General features: G+C 61.6%; 17 protein-coding genes. 8 read left to right on the forward strand and 9 right to left on the reverse strand.

The features are described 5' to 3' along the window. Positions 1-2 precede the first annotated feature (2 nt). Positions 3-275, forward strand: coding sequence for an acylphosphatase (locus tag D3M59_RS07445; protein WP_119533031.1), 273 nt, complete (start codon positions 3-5; stop codon positions 273-275). On the opposite strand, the gene serA is transcribed toward D3M59_RS07445, so the two are convergent. Both serA and D3M59_RS07455 read right to left on the reverse strand, forming a co-directional pair. Continuing rightward, positions 272-1,852 (reverse strand): phosphoglycerate dehydrogenase, encoded by a 1,581-nt coding sequence (gene serA / locus D3M59_RS07450; RefSeq protein WP_119533032.1) that lies wholly within the window; start codon positions 1,850-1,852, stop codon positions 272-274. The genes D3M59_RS07445 and serA overlap by 4 nt on opposite strands. Next, on the reverse strand, positions 1,849-2,970 hold the full coding sequence (locus D3M59_RS07455) for a phosphoserine transaminase (protein ID WP_119533033.1): 1,122 nt from the start codon (positions 2,968-2,970) through the stop codon (positions 1,849-1,851). Before D3M59_RS07455 ends, serA begins: the two co-directional genes overlap by 4 nt. A 402-nt stretch (positions 2,971-3,372) precedes the next feature. On the opposite strand from D3M59_RS07455, the gene D3M59_RS07460 reads away from it, so the two are divergent. The 3 genes from D3M59_RS07460 to xth are packed head-to-tail and all read left to right on the forward strand — an operon-like array spanning position 3,373 to position 5,510. Beyond that, complete coding sequence (locus D3M59_RS07460) at positions 3,373-4,329, forward strand: M23 family metallopeptidase (RefSeq protein WP_119533034.1); 957 nt, start codon at positions 3,373-3,375, stop codon at positions 4,327-4,329. Positions 4,330-4,366: 37 nt separating this feature from the next. Continuing rightward, on the forward strand, positions 4,367-4,690 hold the full coding sequence (locus tag D3M59_RS07465; RefSeq protein WP_233543190.1) for a HesB/IscA family protein: 324 nt from the start codon (positions 4,367-4,369) through the stop codon (positions 4,688-4,690). A 46-nt stretch (positions 4,691-4,736) separates the two neighbouring features. After that, on the forward strand, positions 4,737-5,510 hold the full coding sequence (xth, locus tag D3M59_RS07470; RefSeq protein WP_119533035.1) for an exodeoxyribonuclease III: 774 nt from the start codon (positions 4,737-4,739) through the stop codon (positions 5,508-5,510). On the opposite strand, the gene D3M59_RS07475 is transcribed toward xth, so the two are convergent. Next, a complete protein-coding gene (locus D3M59_RS07475) occupies positions 5,502-6,689 on the reverse strand; it encodes an N-acetyltransferase (RefSeq protein WP_407695439.1) in 1,188 nt (395 codons plus the stop codon). The genes xth and D3M59_RS07475 overlap by 9 nt on opposite strands. 40 nt (positions 6,690-6,729) lie before the next feature. Here D3M59_RS07475 and D3M59_RS07480 point away from each other — a divergent pair, with 40 nt between their 5' ends. Next, positions 6,730-7,827: a fatty acid desaturase family protein gene (locus D3M59_RS07480; protein ID WP_407695440.1), complete on the forward strand. Its 1,098-nt coding sequence runs from the start codon at positions 6,730-6,732 to the stop codon at positions 7,825-7,827. Between the two features lie 6 nt (positions 7,828-7,833). On the opposite strand, the gene lptG is transcribed toward D3M59_RS07480, so the two are convergent. Together lptG and D3M59_RS07490 are read right to left on the reverse strand one after the other, a co-directional pair. Beyond that, complete coding sequence (gene lptG, locus D3M59_RS07485) at positions 7,834-8,931, reverse strand: LPS export ABC transporter permease LptG (protein WP_199662452.1); 1,098 nt, start codon at positions 8,929-8,931, stop codon at positions 7,834-7,836. Continuing rightward, on the reverse strand, positions 8,928-10,136 hold the full coding sequence (locus D3M59_RS07490) for an LptF/LptG family permease (protein WP_233543191.1): 1,209 nt from the start codon (positions 10,134-10,136) through the stop codon (positions 8,928-8,930). The genes lptG and D3M59_RS07490 overlap by 4 nt, the downstream gene beginning before the upstream one ends. An 88-nt stretch (positions 10,137-10,224) precedes the next feature. Here D3M59_RS07490 and D3M59_RS07495 point away from each other — a divergent pair, with 88 nt between their 5' ends. The 3 genes from D3M59_RS07495 to D3M59_RS07505 are packed head-to-tail and all read left to right on the forward strand — an operon-like array spanning position 10,225 to position 12,629. Then, positions 10,225-10,782, forward strand: coding sequence for a DUF2141 domain-containing protein (locus D3M59_RS07495; protein ID WP_119533037.1), 558 nt, complete (start codon positions 10,225-10,227; stop codon positions 10,780-10,782). Further along, complete coding sequence (locus tag D3M59_RS07500; protein ID WP_119533038.1) at positions 10,782-11,756, forward strand: diacylglycerol/lipid kinase family protein; 975 nt, start codon at positions 10,782-10,784, stop codon at positions 11,754-11,756. The genes D3M59_RS07495 and D3M59_RS07500 overlap by 1 nt, the downstream gene beginning before the upstream one ends. 9 nt (positions 11,757-11,765) lie before the next feature. Continuing rightward, positions 11,766-12,629: a hypothetical protein gene (locus D3M59_RS07505; protein WP_119533039.1), complete on the forward strand. Its 864-nt coding sequence runs from the start codon at positions 11,766-11,768 to the stop codon at positions 12,627-12,629. Here D3M59_RS07505 and D3M59_RS07510 read toward each other — a convergent pair. The 4 genes from D3M59_RS07510 to D3M59_RS07525 all read right to left on the reverse strand — a co-directional run bounded on the left by D3M59_RS07510 (position 12,586) and on the right by D3M59_RS07525 (position 16,544). Then, the gene (locus D3M59_RS07510; protein ID WP_119533040.1) at positions 12,586-14,586 is read right to left on the reverse strand and encodes an ATP-binding protein; all 2,001 of its coding nucleotides are present in this window, start codon (positions 14,584-14,586) and stop codon (positions 12,586-12,588) included. The two genes, D3M59_RS07505 and D3M59_RS07510, sit on opposite strands and share 44 nt — an antisense overlap. Positions 14,587-14,631: 45 nt before the next feature. Beyond that, positions 14,632-15,834: a serine palmitoyltransferase gene (spt, locus tag D3M59_RS07515; protein WP_119533041.1), complete on the reverse strand. Its 1,203-nt coding sequence runs from the start codon at positions 15,832-15,834 to the stop codon at positions 14,632-14,634. 3 nt (positions 15,835-15,837) lie between these two features. Beyond that, positions 15,838-16,083, reverse strand: a complete 246-nt coding sequence (locus D3M59_RS07520; protein WP_119533042.1) for an acyl carrier protein — start codon at positions 16,081-16,083, stop codon at positions 15,838-15,840. A gap of 71 nt (positions 16,084-16,154) precedes the next feature. Further along, positions 16,155-16,544, reverse strand: a complete 390-nt coding sequence (locus tag D3M59_RS07525; RefSeq protein ID WP_119533043.1) for a DUF2147 domain-containing protein — start codon at positions 16,542-16,544, stop codon at positions 16,155-16,157. Positions 16,545-16,584: the final 40 nt, after the last annotated feature.

Here is a 16,584-nt window from a genome sequence, read left to right on the forward strand (position 1 = left end):
TCATGGCCGTCGCCCGCCGCGTGGTCGTGACCGGTCGAGTGCAAGGTGTCTTTTTCCGCGCATGGACCAAGCAGCAGGCGGACGACTTGGGCGTCAGTGGCTGGGTGCGCAACAGAGCCGACGGCAGCGTCGAGGCGTTAGTCGCGGGCGATCCGGAAGCTGTCCGAGCGCTGATCGACCGGATGTGCCATGGCCCGTCCGCAGCACGCGTCGACCGTCTGGATGAAGAGCTAGCCGACATGCCGCGAGAAAGCGGTTTCGCCGTGACCCATTAGAATCGCAGCGGAACCACCTCGCGCACGCCTTCGAGACCGCATAACGTCTTCACAACTGTTTGCGGTACATCGCCATCGACCGCGACCAACGCCACAGCCTCGCCGCCCGCTGCGCGTCGGCCAAGGTTGAAGGTGGCGATGTTGATTCCCGCCTGCCCGAGCGCGGTGCCCAGCTTGCCGATGAAGCCAGGCGTGTCGGTGTTGACGATGTAGATCATTGACCCGGCCAGCTCGGCCTCGACCTCCACGCCGAACATTTCGACAAGGCGAGGGGCCCTGTTTCCGAACAGGGTACCCGCAACGCGGCGCGTGCCCTTCGACGTCACCACCTCGACCGCCACCAAGGTGTGGTAGTCCCCCTCTCGGTCGTGGCGAACCTCCCGCACGTCGAGTCCGCGCTCCTTAGCGAGGAACGGTGCATTCACCATGTTCACCGTCTGCGAATAGGTACCCATCAGCCCGGCCAGCACGGCACCCGTTATCGGCTTCTGATTGAGCTGGGCGGCGGCGCCCTCGACCTCCACGGCGACCGAGCGAACGTCCTCTCCAACAATCTGGCCGACCAGCTTGCCCAGATTTTCCGCCAGCGTCATGTAGGGTCGCAGGCGCGGCGCCTCCTCGGCGCTGAGGCTCGGCATGTTGATGGCGTTGGTGACGCCGCCCAGCAGCAAGTAGTCGCTCATCTGTTCCGCAACCTGGATGGCCACGTTGACCTGAGCCTCGTTGGTGGAAGCGCCAAGGTGAGGTGTCGAGATGAAGTTCGGGGTCCCGAACAGCGGCGAGTCCTTGGCGGGCTCGGTCTCGAATACATCGAGGGCCGCGCCGGCCACTTGGCCACTGTCGAGTGCGTCCTTTAAGGCTGCCTCATCGATCAGGCCGCCGCGCGCGCAATTGACGATGCGTACGCCCGGTTTGGTTTTGGCCAGCGCACCGCGACTCAGGATTCCGCGCGTTTGATCAGTCAGCGGCGTGTGAAGGGTGATGAAGTCCGCGCGCTTCAAGAGTTCTTCGAGCTCGACCTTTTCAATGCCGATTTCGATCGCACGCTCGGGCGTGAGAAATGGGTCGTAGGCGACAACCTTCATCTTCAACCCGAGCGCCCGGCTAGCGACGATTGAGCCAATATTGCCCGCTCCGATAAGCCCGAGCGTTTTTCCGGTCACCTCGACGCCCATGAAGCGGTTTTTTTCCCACTTGCCCGCTTGGGTCGACGCATCGGCTTCTGGAAGTTGGCGCGCGAGGGCGAACATGAGGGCGATGGCATGCTCTGCGGTTGTGATCGAATTGCCGAACGGCGTGTTCATGACGACGACGCCGCGCGCCGTCGCCGCAGGGATATCGACATTGTCGACGCCGATACCGGCGCGGCCGACGACCTTGAGGCGGGTTGCGGCATCGAGCAGATCTTTCGTGACCTTCGTCGAACTGCGGATCGCCAGCCCGTCATACTTGCCGACGATTGCCTTGAGTTGCTCCGGCGTCTGGCCGTCCATCTCGTCGACCTCGACGCCGCGCTCGCGAAAAATCGCGGCGGCCCGGGGATCCATCTTGTCGGAAATTAGTACGCGGACCGTCATTGCAAATTCTCCCAGGCCCAATCGAGCCACGGCCCAAGGGCGTCGATGTCGGCAGCGTCGACGGTCGCCCCGCACCAGATGCGAAGGCCCGGCGGCGCGTCACGATAGCCGGCAATGTCGTAAGCAACGTCCTCCTGCTCGAGCAATTTGGCGAAGCGCTTGATTACGTCGGCGTTGGCGCCAGCGACGCTCAGGCAGACGCTTGTCTTTGATCGGGTCGAGGGATCGGAAGCGAGGTACCCGAGCCATTCGCGCTCTGCGACAATGCGGCCGAGCGCGCTGGCGTTGGCGTCGGTGCGTGCCATCAAACCTTGGAGGCCGCCGACCGAATTTGCCCACTCCAGCGCGAAAATCGCGTCCTCCACCGCCAGCATGGACGGCGTGTTGATGGTTTCGCCGGTGAAAATGCTCTCGATCAGCTTTCCTCCCTTTGTTAGCCGGAAGATCTTCGGCAACGGTCGGTCGGGTGTGAAACTTTCCAGCCGTTCGACGGCCCGGGGGCCGAGAATTAGGACACCGTGAGCGCCTTCGCCGCCCAGCACTTTTTGCCAGCTGAAGGTCGCGACATCGACCTTGTCCCACGGGATGTCATAGGCGAACACAGCGCTGGTCGCGTCGGCGAAACTGAGGCCTTCCCGATCGTCCGCGATCCAGTCACCGTCCGGGACCCGAACTCCGCTGGTCGTGCCGTTCCAAGTGAACAGCACGTCGTGACGCCAGTCCACCTGTTTGAGGTCCGGAAGCTGGCCATAATCGGCGCGGATGACGGTAGGGTTCAACTGCAGTTGCTTCACCGTGTCGGTAACCCAGCCTTCGCCGAAGCTTTCCCACGCCAAGGCGGTCACGGGACGCTGGCCGAGCATCGACCACATCGCCATTTCGAATGCGCCAGTGTCAGAAGCAGGGACGATGCCGATGCGGTGCGTGTCGGGCAACTCCAGCATCCCCCGCATTAAACCGATGCAATAGCGCAGGCGTTCCTTGCCCAGTCCGCTGCGATGCGAGCGGCCGAGGATACGGGTATCGATCTTATCGGCGTCCCAGCCCGGGGGCTTGGCGCATGGACCGGAAGAAAAATACGGCCGCGCGGGACGCACGGCTGGCGTTTTGTTCGTCACAATAACTCTCCTCGCAGAGAGCACGCGCCGCGTTGGGACGGCGTGGCCCGTCGCAGGGTGTAGCGGCTAAAGCTCTGGCGCGAAACCGGCTTGTTGGACCGTCGACGAACGGAGGGATTCGACGACGAACGACCAATTCCGATGCTAAACTTCCGTTAAATATGCAACATAACGCAAGTTTCAGCTTCAATTCGTCGTAGCGGCCGGACGGTTCACCCTGTCCAAGGGAACCGAGTGTTGAATTGCTTAACCACTCCGGGTCAGTTTCATCCTCGTCGACAAGGTGGTGGGCAACTACCTGTCGGTTCGAAGGGGCTGGGGAGCTCCATGACTTTGAATTTTCGCGCCGGAATCCTTCGGGCTTCCGACGGCTGTAATTGAGTTAGGGAGCAGTCAGGCACCATGACCCAGGCAACACTCGCTTCGGGAAAGCTTTTCAGGGATCGTGACTTCTTCATTCACGATGGCAACCACCTTCGCCGGTTACGCCTTTCGGCGCCGGTGCAGATGGCGATGCTCGTCGCTGCGGTCGTCGTCCTTCTCTGGTCCGCTTTTGCGACTGCCCGCATTCTTCTCACTCCCATTGCCGTCCCCGCCCAGCCCGCCGCCGCCGTGTCCACCGACCTCGTTCGTCTCGCCGCCGCCACCGAAGCGCGCGTGAAGCAAATTGAGCATCGCCAGCAGGTGCTTGCCGCCATGCTGTCGGGGGCCAAGGTTGATCCCGAAGTCATTGCCGAATTGGGCTATACCGTCGCGGCTGACGGGAAGCTCGCCCAAGGCGGCCCGTTCGATTCCGCCAGCAAGTCTGACCCTACCTTCAAGTCGCTGTTCACCAGCTGGAAGAAGCTCGACAACATTACTGACAGCGCGATCGCGGTGCCGTCGGACAAGCCGGTTAAGACCGCCGAGTTCACCTCGGGCTACGGCATTCGTTCCGATCCCTTCCGCGGCAGCGCCGCCAAGCATGCCGGTATCGACCTTGCCGCCCCGGTCGGCACACCGATCTATGCGACCGCTGACGGCGTCGTCAGCGAAGCGGGCTACAATCGCGGCGGTTACGGCAACCTCATCAAACTGACTCACGGCAAGGGCATCGAAACCCGCTACGGTCATCTTTCGTCGATCCTCGTTCGCTCAGGTCAACGCGTTGTTCGCGGGCAGCAGATCGGTCGCATGGGCTCGACCGGCCGTTCGACCGGCAGCCACCTTCACTACGAAGTTCGGATCGACGGCCGCGCAGTGAACCCGATCCCGTTCATGCGTTCCAACGAGTATCTGCTCGCCATGCAGAAGAATGGCGCCGGCGCTCATGCGATGGACGCGGTTGCTCTGGGCGGCCCGACCGGCGGCAAGCGCTAAGCTTGTCGATAGGGGCGATCGCCCCTATCTCGCGGCCGTGACATCCTTGACCCTTTCCCCAAGCGCCGCAAAGCGCGTTGCCTTCATCGCCGACAAGCAGGGCAAGCCCGCGGTGCTGCGCTTGGCTGTTGACGGCGGCGGTTGCGCAGGCTTTTCCTATCGGTTCGCGCTTGGCGAGGTAGAGGATGGCGACTCGGTGACCTCGACCGACGGCGTCACCTTGGTCGTCGATCCTGTCAGCCTTGATCTCGTCGAAGGCTCGCAGGTTGACTATATAGAGGATCTTGGCGGCGCGGCGTTCAAGGTCACGAATCCCAATGCAGCCTCCGGCTGTGGCTGTGGATCCAGCTTTTCCGTTTGAGCCGATCCCGGGTGACGGCATGCGCTGCCGGCGCTAAGCGGTTCGCATGAAGCTCGTCACCTTCAACATCAACGGCATTCGCGCCCGCCTGCCGCGCCTCATTGAGTATTTGCAGCGCGAACAGCCGGACATCGCCTGCCTTCAAGAATTGAAATGCGCTGACGACGCGCTGCCGATCGGTGAGATCGAGGCACTAGGCTATCATGCGGTCTGGCATGGCCAGAAGGGCTTTAACGGTGTCGCCATCCTGGCGAAGGACGAGGCGCCGGTCCTCCGGCAGGTTGGGTTGCCGGGTGACCCTCACGACACGCATAGCCGCTACATCGAGGCGGAGGCCAAGGGTCTGATTGTTGCATCGATCTACCTGCCCAACGGCAATCCGATCGGCACAGAGAAGTTCGATTACAAATTGCGGTGGATGGAGCGGTTGCGCGATCGGGCCGGGACCATTCTCACGGAGGAGCGGCCCGCCGTGTTGGCGGGGGATTATAATGTCATTCCCGAAGACCGGGACACGTTCAGCCGACGGGCGATGGCAGGCGACGCGCTATTCCAGCCGGAAAGCCAGGCGGCATTCCGCCGCATCGTCCTTCAGGGTTGGACCGACGCGCTGCGTGCCATCAAACCCGCGGAAGACCGGCTCTACACATTCTGGGATTATCAGGCGGGCGCCTGGGCCCGCGACGCGGGATTTCGCATCGATCACCTGCTTTGTTCGCCCCAGACCGCGGATCGCCTGCGCGGGGCGGAAGTCCACAAATGGGCGCGCGCCGAGGAAAAGGCGTCCGATCACGCGCCCGTAGCAATCGAGCTAGCCTAGGTCGCGTTGGTAGATTCGGTAGACGTGGTTGACGTCGGCGCCCGGGAGCTCCGCGATCGACATCATCCCCTGATTGTCTTCCAGCACCCAACCGAATTCCCCGTGGGTCACGCAATATTTTTCTACGCAGGCACGCCGGATATGCTCGATCAGCATGAAGGCGAGCTGTCCTGCAAGGCGGCCTCCCTGCACCTTTTTGGCCACCCCCATCAGGGGCACTCTCACGCGAGACGTCTTTGGATTACGCAAACGCCAGAGCAGTTTCACCCAACCAAAGGGGAAAAGCTCTCCATTCAAGTCGCGGATCAACTCGTTGATGTCGGGAATGGTGATCATGAACGCGACCGGCTCGCCGTCATATTCGGCAATGCGAACTAGGTCCTCGTAGATGATCGGCTTCAATTTTTTGCCCGCATAAGCGATCTCGGCCTGTGTTAGCGGGACGAATCCCCAATTGTCCGACCACGCGTCGTTTAGCAGTCCCAGGATCGTCGCTGCCTCCTCGTCGAAGCGCGACTTGTCGACCGTACGGATGTTGATCCGGGGATTTTTCTCGCCGGCCTTGATCAGCCGGTCGATGACGGGGACCATTTCGATCCGGATGTCGAGCTCATAAGTGAGCAGGTCCTTTGCCTTTTCATAGCCAGCGGCCTCAATCCAGGCGCGATATGCAGGCCGGTGGTGGCCCATCATCACCATTGGGGGCTGCTGAAAACCCTTGATAAGCAGGCCCGGCTCGTCCCAGATCGAAATGGAAATCGGCCCGAGCGCGCTCGTCATTCCCCGTTCGCGGAGCCATCGCTCGGCGGTAGCGATGAGTGCCGCGGCGGCCTCGGCATCGAGCGCTTCGAACATGCCCCACTGACCCGTGCCTTTCGCCAAATGCTCTTGCACGAGGTCGTCAACCTGAGCGCTGATCCGGCCAACGACCCGGCCGCCTCGTTCCGCTAGCCATAGCGCGGCCCGGCCATGTTCGAACCACGGGTTTTTCTTGGGGTTCAGCAGGCCGTGGATCTCGTTCTTCAACGGAGGAATCCAGTAGGGATCATCCTTATAGACGGCCCAGGCGAAGTCGACGAAAGCCTTGCGGTCGGCCCTGTTTTCGACCGGCCGGATGGTCAGTGCTTCGCTCATGTCGCCTTCAGTTGCAGGCGGCAGGGCGGCGCGCAAGCCGTTCATTGTTTGGCCACGATGGTGCCACTATCTCCTGTAATCCGCGATGAACATCATGACGACCGAAACGATCAGCCTGTCTAGGGACCAAGGCGCAGCCGCGAAGCGAGCGGCGGTTGCAGTGCGCGCCGACGACAAGGCGATGTTGCGCGCCGCTGCCGACCTGACGCGCGCACTCAACAAGCCCAATGCGTCGATCTATTGGGCGGACATGCTGGGTTCCGCCCTGCTTGGCTATGGCGCGTTGGCTCTGGCCATTTGGGCGACCTCGACCGGCATTCTGCTCGTCGCGGCGCTCGTCGCTGTCCTGGCCCTCTATCGCGCCGGCAGCTTCATCCATGAATTGACTCATTTGAAGCCGGGTTCGGTTCCAGGCTTCCGCTTGGCGTGGAATGCAATCGTGGGCGTGCCGTTGCTTGTGCCGTCATTCCTGTATGAAGGCGTCCATAACCAGCATCACGCGAAGACGTATTATGGCACTGCCAACGATCCCGAATATCTCCCATTAGCCTTGATGAAGCCGTGGACGTTGCCCGTGTTCCTGATCGCCGCGGCGCTCGCGCCTATCGGGATGTTGGTCCGCTTCGGCGTTCTCGCACCCCTGTCGCTTTTCAACCCTCGGCTGCGCCAGATGGTCGTAGCGCGCTATTCGGGTCTCCAGATCAACCCGGTCTTCCGCCGGTCGAAGCCCCAAGGTAAATTCGCCCGCGACTGGCTCGTGCAGGAAACTGCCGCCAGCCTGTGGGCAATTGCGCTAATCGGTATGGCTGCGACCGGCGTCATCCCGATGCGCGCCTTCCTCATAGGCATGAGCGTCGCGTCGGGCGTCATGTTCTTGAACCAGGTGCGCACCTTAGTCGCGCACCTTTGGGAAAATGACGGCGAGCCAATGAGTGTCACCGCTCAGTATCTCGACAGCGTCAACGTACCGCCGCCGGCGACATTGCCCGCGCTATGGGCGCCTGTAGGCCTCCGCTATCATGCGCTGCATCACCTGCTGCCGGGCGTTCCCTATCATGCGCTGGGCGAGGCGCATCGTCGCTTGACCCGGGAGCTGGACGCCAGTTCTATTTATTTCAAGTCCAATCACCGCGGCCTTGCGCCGCTGGTCGGGCGGCTCGCCGCGAGCAGCTGGCGCGCCTAAGATTTTCTACTCCTCCTGGCGGATTAGGACGAGTTCGCCGATCAGCAAGAAGAGGAAAAACGGCGCCCATGCGGCCAGGAACGGAGGGTATGCGCCGATATTGCCGAGCGCGATGCTGAAGTTGTCGGCCACGAAATAGGCGAAGCCCAGTGCCATTCCGATCGTCGCGCGAAGCAGCACCTTGCCGGACCGCGCCAGGCCGAATGCGGCGGTCGCCGCTAGCAGCGGCATCAGTACGGTCGACAAAGGTCCCGACATCTTGTGCCACCAGCCGGTCCGGGCTTCTTCGGTTGGACGGCCGGCCGCTGCAAGATCGTCGATTGCCCCCCTTAGGTCGCCGAAGCTGCGTTCCGCCGGGTTGACCTTGGCAAGGGTGAAACGTGCCGGCTCGACGCCCGCAAGCGCTGTCATCTCCGGATAGCTCATGACCATGTTTGTCCGCGCGTCGTAAGTTCGGACAGTCCGAAGCTGCCAACCACCGGGCACCTGATCGGCGCGCTCGGCATCGACCACTCGCGCCATGGCCCCATTTTCGCGTTCGTAAATTGTTACCCCGCGAAGCTTGGTGGTCGAGCCATTCCCCCCGACAAACCTCGCCTTCACCAGATCATCGCCATCACGGATCCAGACGTTGGACAGCACGCCGCTTTCAGGAGGAATGGGCTTGTAGTCCGCGTCGCTCCACGCATCGAGCGTCCGGATCGACTGGATGACGACGGTTTCGTTGAAGACGAACAAGAGCGCGGCGACGCCTAAGCTGGCGGCGATCATCGGCGCCAGAATCTGGTGCGCCGACAAGCCAGCCGCTTTCATGGAGATGACTTCACTATGCTGATTGAGACCGGTGAACGCGATCAGCGCACCCAGCAGCACCGAAAAGGGTAAGAAGCGGGAAATGAGCTGGGGCACCCGGAGGGTGACATATTGCCACAGCTCCGCTTCCCCATTGCCGGGTATCTTCAGGATCTTGCTCGATTCCCCCAGCAGGTCGAGCATCATCAGCACCATCACCAGGGCAATCAGGACCGCGAGGCTGCGCGTGAGGAACAACTTCGCCGCATAGAGCGCCAGCCGGCGCGACGGCATAAAATCAAGGTTGATCATGCGGCCGCTTCCACCCGCTCGTAGCGTTTTCTCGGCATTAGGCGTCGCGCCATCTTGCCGATCTTGGCGAATGCCGCTTCCAGCGCGCCGATAGGCTGGCCACCCGGGCGATGGGCAATGACGTGATACATCCAGAAGATTAGCGCGACGAACCCGATGAACGGAAGCCACAGCGCCAGTTCGGGAACGAGCCGGCCCTGGGTGCCAGCCCCTTCTGCATATTGGTTAATCTTGTGATAGGTCACGACCATCACGATCCCGACGAATATTCCCAGCGACGAGTGGCTTCGCTTCGGCGGCACCGCGAGGGCGACGGCCAACAGCGGCAACATCAGCATCATCACCACTTCGACCAAGCGGAAGTGCAAGTTAGCCCGTGACGCCAAGCTTTCTTCCTGATCCACCTTCGCGTCGCCGTAGGCTCGGTCATACACCTCGGGCAGCGTCAATTCTTTCTGCTCGTTTCCTCGTCCTCGGAAGGGATCGATAGCTGGCAGGTTGATCGGCAGGTCATAACTTTCGAAGGACAAGGTGCGCGGGCTCGCAAAGTCTTCGCCTTCCTGCACGAGCCGACCGCGCTTCAGCCGGAAGATGATCGTGTCGGGGTCATCGGTCGCTAGGAACTGGCCTTCGGACGCGGTGGCGGCGATGCGCATGCCTGACTTGTCATCGAGTGCGGTAAAGATCCCCAACAGGCGCGTACCATTGTCTTCGCTCCGGTCGATCCGCAGCGTCATGCGCTTTCCGAAGTCGTTGAACTCGCCGACCTTGATCGCCGCGCCGAGGGAACCAGATTTCAGGTCGAAACGCAGACCTTCATAGCGGTAGCGGGCATAAGGATCGACCCAGCCCACGATGGCGACATTGACCAGCATCAGGACGATTGCGAACGCATAAGGCACGCGAAGCAGGCGCCCATAGCCGACGCCGATTCCCCGCAGCGCATCCAGTTCCGACGACAAGGCAAGTTTGCGGAAAGCCAGCAGGATTCCAAGCAGTAGACCGATAGGGATGCCGAGGGAAAAATATTCGGGAAGCAGGTTAGCGAGCATCCGCCAAACGACGCTGACCGGTCCCCCTGCGGTGATAACGAAGTCGAACAACCGCAACATCTTGTCGAGGACCAAGAGCATAGCCGCAAGGATCAACGTCCCGGCGAGCGGGACGGCGATGTTCCTGGCAAGATAGCGGTCGACCAACGCCACGGCTCTGCACCTTTTCGTCCATTGTGCACCATGATTTGGCCGCAAAGGAAGCCGACATGGAACATGGCGCCAAGGTCCGGCCGATTCCATGAAAGGGGGGAACGGCCACGATCGGGGCGCTGACGGTGCCTATAGCGAAGTGATCGACAAAATCATGTCCATTTCTTTTTGCCCCCTTTCGATAGCCGCGGCTGTAACCGCAGGTTTGGCGATGGTCGCACCCGCGTACGCTGCACAGACCAACTGCGCCGCCGGGAAGCCGGGGGTTCTGGTTCATGTGGCTGGCCTCAAGCAGGCGCGCGGCCAGCTTAAGATCTCGCTGTATGGTTCCGACCGCGATCGCTGGCTGGCGAAGAAGGGCCGCATCAGTCGCATGAAGATTCCGGTGACCGGACGGTCGATGGACGTCTGCATGCCCGTTCCGGCGCCTGGCCGTTACGCAGTGGCGGTTCATCATGATTTCAATCTTAACGGTGAGCGTGACCGTCACGATGGTGGCGGCTTCTCACGCAATCCGAGGGTCAGTCTGTTTAATCCCAAGCCCTCGTTCGAAAAGGCGGCTTTCAATGTCGGCACCGGTCCAGCCCGCGTCGGCGTGACGTTGCTCTACATCAAGGGCCTCAGCGTAGGTCCGGCGGAGGGTTGATGGCGAGGCCGCGGATCGCCCTGCTCAGCAATCCGAAGTCGACGGGTAACGTCGCTCAGTTGCCGCGCATTCGCGCCTTTTGCGCGGAGCATCCCGACATTTTCCACTACGAAGTCGAACGCGCGGACCAGATTGGCGACGCGATGAAGACGATCGCCCGCATCCAGCCTTGCGTGCTGGCGATAAATGGCGGTGATGGGACGGTGCAGGCGGCACTGACCGAATTGCATAATGGTGGACATTTTGCCGATGGCGCGCCGCCGGTTGCCGTGTTGCCCAGCGGAAAGACCAACCTCATCGCGCTCGATCTGGGTGCGCAGGGAGACCCGATCGCGGCCCTCGAGAAGTTGCTGGAGCTGGCGAAAGCAGACCTGTCGCCGCACATCGTCGCGCGCGAGCTAATTTCGCTCTCGGGCGGCGAAACCGCCATGACCCCGGTGATTGGTATGTTTCTTGGCGGAGCTGGGCTGGCGGATGTCATGCTCTACTGCCGTGACCGGATATACCCGCTCGGCCTGCCCAACAGCGTCAGCCATTTCATCACGGCCGTCGCGGTAGTTCTTCGCCAAGTCTTTCGGCTTCGCGCCAGCTTCTTGCCGCCCGAACCTGCACCGCTCAGCGTCAGCGTCCGCCGCGAAGGCGCGATCACCGGGCGCTTCGCCTTCCTGTTCGTGACGACGCTGGAAAAGCTGCTGTTGTCGAGCGAGCTTGGCTCGGCCGGCAAGGGACCATTGAAGTTCGTCGCGGTCGAACAACGGCCTGTGTCGATGCTTCGTGCCTTCGCAGCTAGCCTTGCCGGCAAGCTGGGCCGCACCAAGCTTGCCGGAGTGCATGTCGAGGAAGCAGACGAAATTGCAATCGAGGGCGAGTCGAGCCAAGTCATTCTGGACGGAGAAACCTTCCGCGCCGGGGTCGGCAAGCCGATCCTGCTTCGCCCGGCGCAGCCGCTTTCGTTCATTCGTATTGCCGCTTAGCCATCGGCCATGGCATCGGATCTGCGTGATCTCATCGAGGCGGAGTTGTCGCAACCGGTGGACCCGCGCGTCGCCGACATGGCGGCGGCTATCGCGGAACGGCACGGGGCGGCCAGCCGGGCAGTCCTGTTTTACGGCAGCTGCCTGCGTGAGAAACAGCTCGATGGGCTGATGCTTGATTTCTACCTGATCGTTTCCGACTATCACGCCGCCTATAAAAAGCGCTGGTTGGCTCGGGCGAATGCGCTCATTCCTCCCAATGTCTTCCCGTTTCAACACGGGAATCTCGGCGCGAAATATGCGGTGCTCAGCGAAGCCGATTTTCGCCGCCTTAACGGCCCGGAAACCCGTAATGTTTCCGTCTGGGCACGTTTCGCGCAGCCGTCACGACTAGTCTGGACCGCGAACACGGCGTCACGGAAGGCAGCCATCGATTCCGTGGCTCGCGCTGCGCCGACCCTGCTGGCGGCTGCGGGCCGCGTCCAAGGCGAGCTCCCGCTTGACTGGTGGCGGCGGGCGTTCGGGCTGACCTATTCCGCTGAACTCCGCGCGGAACGGAAGGGCCGAAGTGAGTCTGTCGTGGACGCTGACGCGGAACGCTATTCACGATTCAGCGGCCCGGTTATCGCGTCGATCGAGCCCGGTGCGACCCGTGGACAATGGAGACGGCGACGCCTGGAAGGCAAGGCCTTGTCGATCGTCCGCCTTGCCAAGGCGAGCGCGACCTACGCGGGCGGCGCCGAATATATCGCGTGGAAGATCAATCGACACGCTGGAACGGACATCGAGTTGAAGCCATGGCAGAAGCGGCATCCGCTTCTAGCAGCGATTAGCCTGCTGCCGCGGCTCCTCCGATCGGGCGCGATTCGCTAGGGTTGCGTGCCAGTGCGGTTGCAACCGCCGCGGCCAAAGTGCTGACCGTGAAGGGCTTGCGAAGCAAGTCATAGCCGATGAGATCGTCGCCTTCGCCCTCGCCTACATATCCGGTGACGAACAGAACCGCGATGTCGTGGCGCCGCGACTTGATTTCCCGCACCATCTCGGGCCCGGTCATCTCCGGCATGATGACGTCGGAGATGACGAGATCGAACTCCATGCTGTCGAACAGGGCGAGTGCCTCCGAACCGCTAGCGCAAGCGATCGGCTCGTAACCTAGGTCTTCCAATGCGCCGACCGTGGCGGTTCGGACGCGCGGGTCGTCTTCGACCAGCAGAATGCGGGCGCCGGGCACCATTAATTCCTCATCGCTCTTCGCCTGCATCGCGGGATGGGTCCGAACGTTGCTCGCGGCGGCTTCGGTGCGTGGTAAGTAGATCGACACGGTCGTTCCTTGGCCGACCACGCTTTCTATTCCGACTTCGCCGCCTGACTGATGCGCGAAACCGAAAATCTGCGACAGGCCAAGGCCGGTCCCTTTACCGACTTCTTTGGTTGTGAAGAACGGTTCGAAGGCGCGCTCCTTGACCTCGGGGGTCATGCCGCATCCGGTATCGACTACGTCGATGCACAAATATTCCCCGGCGCGAATATCGCCGACCTGGTTGGCGGTCATTTTTAGGTTGCGGCTACGAATCGTCAGCGTGCCCGTGCCGTCCATTGCATCCCGCGCATTCACCGCCAGGTTGAGGATGGCGTTTTCTAACTGGTGCGGGTCGACAAATACCGGCCAGCCGTCGTTTGCCAATTCAGTCCGGACCGTGATCCGTTCGCCCAACGTGCGATCAAGCAGCTCGCTCATCCCCCCGACCAGCTTCGCGCTATCGAGCCGTTCGGGCAGCAGCGGCTCGGACCGTGCGAAGGAGAGCAGTCGGCGGGTCAGCGCCGCTGCGCGCGTCGCGCCTTCCATCGCATTCGTCAGGTGGGTCATTACCTCGCGGCGGGGTCCGTTCAGGCGGCGGCGGGCTAAGTCGATGCCGCCAACCACGACGGCCAACATATTGTTAAAGTCGTGCGCGATGCCGCCGGTTAGCTGCCCGACCGCTTCCATCTTCTGAACCTGACGAAGCTGGGCTTCGGCGGCCTGCCGCTCCTCGGCTTCGAGCTTGAGAGCCTGATTGGCTTGCCAAAGTTCCTGCGTGCGGTCGCGCACTGCCGCTTCAAGCTGCTGCGCGCGCTCCGCTTCGCTTTCGGCCTCTCGCCGTGACGCTGCATTCTGGCGAAGCGCTTGGACTGCCACGACACCCATAAAAATCGCGAACAGACCGACGATAACGCCCAGCCAAGATAGGTAGTCGGTGAGCCGGTCCGCTTCGGCGGAGAAGAACTGCGTTTCCTTGATCTTCGCGGACAGGGCGTCCCGCTCCGCCGTCGCAATTTCGCTCAGCTTGGCGCGAAGCTTGGTGCCGACATCATCCTTTTGCCCGGCCTCGGGTAGGGAGATCGAGTAATAATAATTGATGCCGTAGTTTTTCTGCTTTGAAACGACATAGCGCGCGACGTTGCTGAATTGCTGGCCGCGTTGATCGAACAGCCTGCGGAGTTCGGTAACGCGTAGGCTCTGGTCGGAATTTGCTGAGACCGACTTTTCAAGTTGCCGAAGTTGCTGTTCCGCGAGCCGCCATTGCCCGTAGTAGCGGCTGCCCGTCTTCCGTTGCTCGTCGAGCGCATAGCGGCCCAGTGCGGCCTCCGCCCGCGCGATGCTGGCGTCCATGGTGCGGGTGAGCAGGGTCACGTCATAGGCATGACGTTCTGCATCCAGCGCCTTGTCGCGTGCACTGTTGGTGAAGGCGACGAGTACGACCATACCCAGCAGAACCAGGGTCGCAAAAAGGCCAACGGCCGCGGCACCGCCCCGGCGCCAGTCGAAGCTTCGGTCTTCCCCCGCCGTCATGACGCCAGTCTAGACCCCCGATTCGGCCAGCGAAACCCTAAAAACCTACTGAATGACGCCCGTCTTGCGGCCCGCCGCCTCAAACATGCCGAGTATCTCGTCGACCTGTTCGCTTGAATGCTCGGCACAGAGAGAACAACGCAGTAGAGTCATGTTAGCGGGCGTCGCAGGCGGACGGGCGAGGTTCACGTAAAGGCCCTCGTTCAGCAGCGCTTCCCACATCGCCGCGCCCTTCTCTAGGTTGGGCATGATAACCGCGATAATTGCCGATTGCGGCTCGTCCGTTCCCAGCGTGAAGCCCAGCGACTTCAATGCGCCGTGCAGCTTCTTGCTGTTTTCCCACAGGTGGTCGCGTTTCGCCTTGCTATGCATCAGTTTGCGGATGGATGTCGCCGCGGTAGCGACGACGCTAGGCGGCAGCGACGCGGTAAAGACATAGGGCCGGCAAACCAGCCGGAGAATTTCGAATTTCGGATGGTTGGAAACGCAGAAGCCGCCGACCGTGCCGACCGACTTGGAGAAGGTGCCGATGATGAAGTCGACATCGTCGATCACGCCCTGCGCTTCAACCACGCCGCGTCCATTTTCGCCAATGAATCCCATCGAATGGGCCTCGTCGACCAGCACCATGGCGCCATGCGCTTTCGAGACCGCCACCATTTCCTTGAGCGGCGCAATGTCGCCCAGCATCGAATAAACGCCTTCCAGCACGACCAGCTTGCCGGCCCCTTCGGGAAGGCGCTTCAGACGCTTTTCCAGCGCTTCGATATCGTTGTGACGGAACGGAACGATCTGCGCGTTACCGAGGGCGCAGCCGTCATAGATCGAAGCATGGCTGTCGATGTCGAGGATGATGTAGTCATCCTTGCCTGCCATGGTGGAAATGATGCCGAGGTTTGCCTGGTAGCCCGTCGAAAACACCATGGCATGATCCATGGCGTAGAAGTCCTTCAGCGCCTCTTCCACTGCCTTATGCCCGACGTAAGTGCCGTTGAGGACCCGGCTGCCCGTGGTGCCGGACCCGAACTTGTCGAGCGCGTCCTTGCCCGCGGCAATGACATCCGGATCGAACGTCATCCCCATGTAATTATAGGTGCCCAGCAGGATCGTCTTGCGCCCATTGCAGATAGCGACCGTAGGCGAAACAACCTCTTCCATCACCAAGTTGAAAGGATCGGTGACGCCGGTCGACAGCAGCTGTTCGCGCGTCTGAATCAGCGGGTCGAACTTGGAAAAGAGATCGGTCAAAGGTCAGGCCGCCTTCAGCTTGTCCACCGCGTCGACCAGCTGGCCGACATTCTCGATCTCCGCCTGCTGGTTCATGGTGATGAGGATATCGAATTCGTCTTCGACATTGGCGACGAAGTCGAGGACGGTGAGGCTATCCCACTCCAGGTCCTGCGCGAAACGGGTGTCGTCGGCGATCGCGATACCCTTTTTGTTGAAGGGCTCGATCAGGGCCTTCACCCTGGCGTCTGTGTCGGCTCGGTCGGTCATGGCTCGCGTCCTAATCGGGGGCTTGCGCTTAAGCAACGAAATCGGGCGGGAAAGAGGCGGGAACGTGCCGCCTATTGCGGATCGGTCCTTGTCCAGAGTTGCGACTTGCACAGCATGCGCCCGATGGCGCAGCCGGTTACTTTGAGCCGGTCCGCGCCTACTAACCGGATCTCCGCCTTGGAACGGTGGTTCAGGTCGGGGATGAACAGGCGTCCCCTCCAGCGACCATTCCCTTTGTTTGTGAAGCCGCTGAGCAGTTGCTTCCCAATGAGTCCCGACGTGCCTCCGTCCAGCGCGTCGGCCTTCGCCTTGTCGGACGCCCACTGGACATGACCGCACAGGGCGTTGCCGCAACTAGCGATCAAGATGACAACCGTGCCCGACGGATTGCGCCAATGACCCTCGACATCGTTCGTCGGCACTGGCTGGACGGTGAGCAACGCTGCAAGGAGCGGGATCATGGATGAACGCTAACAAGCAACCGCTCGCGCGCCAAATCGA

This window comes from Sphingomonas edaphi (assembly GCF_003583725.1).
Lineage (GTDB): Bacteria > Pseudomonadota > Alphaproteobacteria > Sphingomonadales > Sphingomonadaceae > Sphingomicrobium > Sphingomicrobium edaphi.

What these genes read in the sequence shown, in the direction of transcription:
- D3M59_RS07445 (WP_119533031.1), top strand. Translation starts at nt 3, where the DNA reads ATGGCCGTCGCCCGCCGCGTGGTCGTGACCGGTCGAGTGCAAGGTGTC.
- serA (WP_119533032.1), bottom strand. Translation starts at nt 1,852, where the DNA reads ATGACGGTCCGCGTACTAATTTCCGACAAGATGGATCCCCGGGCCGCC.
- D3M59_RS07460 (WP_119533034.1), top strand. Translation starts at nt 3,373, where the DNA reads ATGACCCAGGCAACACTCGCTTCGGGAAAGCTTTTCAGGGATCGTGAC.
- xth (WP_119533035.1), top strand. Translation starts at nt 4,737, where the DNA reads ATGAAGCTCGTCACCTTCAACATCAACGGCATTCGCGCCCGCCTGCCG.
- D3M59_RS07475 (WP_407695439.1), bottom strand. Translation starts at nt 6,689, where the DNA reads ATGAACGGCTTGCGCGCCGCCCTGCCGCCTGCAACTGAAGGCGACATG.
- D3M59_RS07480 (WP_407695440.1), top strand. Translation starts at nt 6,730, where the DNA reads ATGAACATCATGACGACCGAAACGATCAGCCTGTCTAGGGACCAAGGC.
- lptG (WP_199662452.1), bottom strand. Translation starts at nt 8,931, where the DNA reads ATGATCAACCTTGATTTTATGCCGTCGCGCCGGCTGGCGCTCTATGCG.
- D3M59_RS07495 (WP_119533037.1), top strand. Translation starts at nt 10,225, where the DNA reads ATGAAAGGGGGGAACGGCCACGATCGGGGCGCTGACGGTGCCTATAGC.
- D3M59_RS07500 (WP_119533038.1), top strand. Translation starts at nt 10,782, where the DNA reads ATGGCGAGGCCGCGGATCGCCCTGCTCAGCAATCCGAAGTCGACGGGT.
- D3M59_RS07505 (WP_119533039.1), top strand. Translation starts at nt 11,766, where the DNA reads ATGGCATCGGATCTGCGTGATCTCATCGAGGCGGAGTTGTCGCAACCG.
- D3M59_RS07510 (WP_119533040.1), bottom strand. Translation starts at nt 14,586, where the DNA reads ATGACGGCGGGGGAAGACCGAAGCTTCGACTGGCGCCGGGGCGGTGCC.
- D3M59_RS07520 (WP_119533042.1), bottom strand. Translation starts at nt 16,083, where the DNA reads ATGACCGACCGAGCCGACACAGACGCCAGGGTGAAGGCCCTGATCGAG.
- D3M59_RS07525 (WP_119533043.1), bottom strand. Translation starts at nt 16,544, where the DNA reads ATGATCCCGCTCCTTGCAGCGTTGCTCACCGTCCAGCCAGTGCCGACG.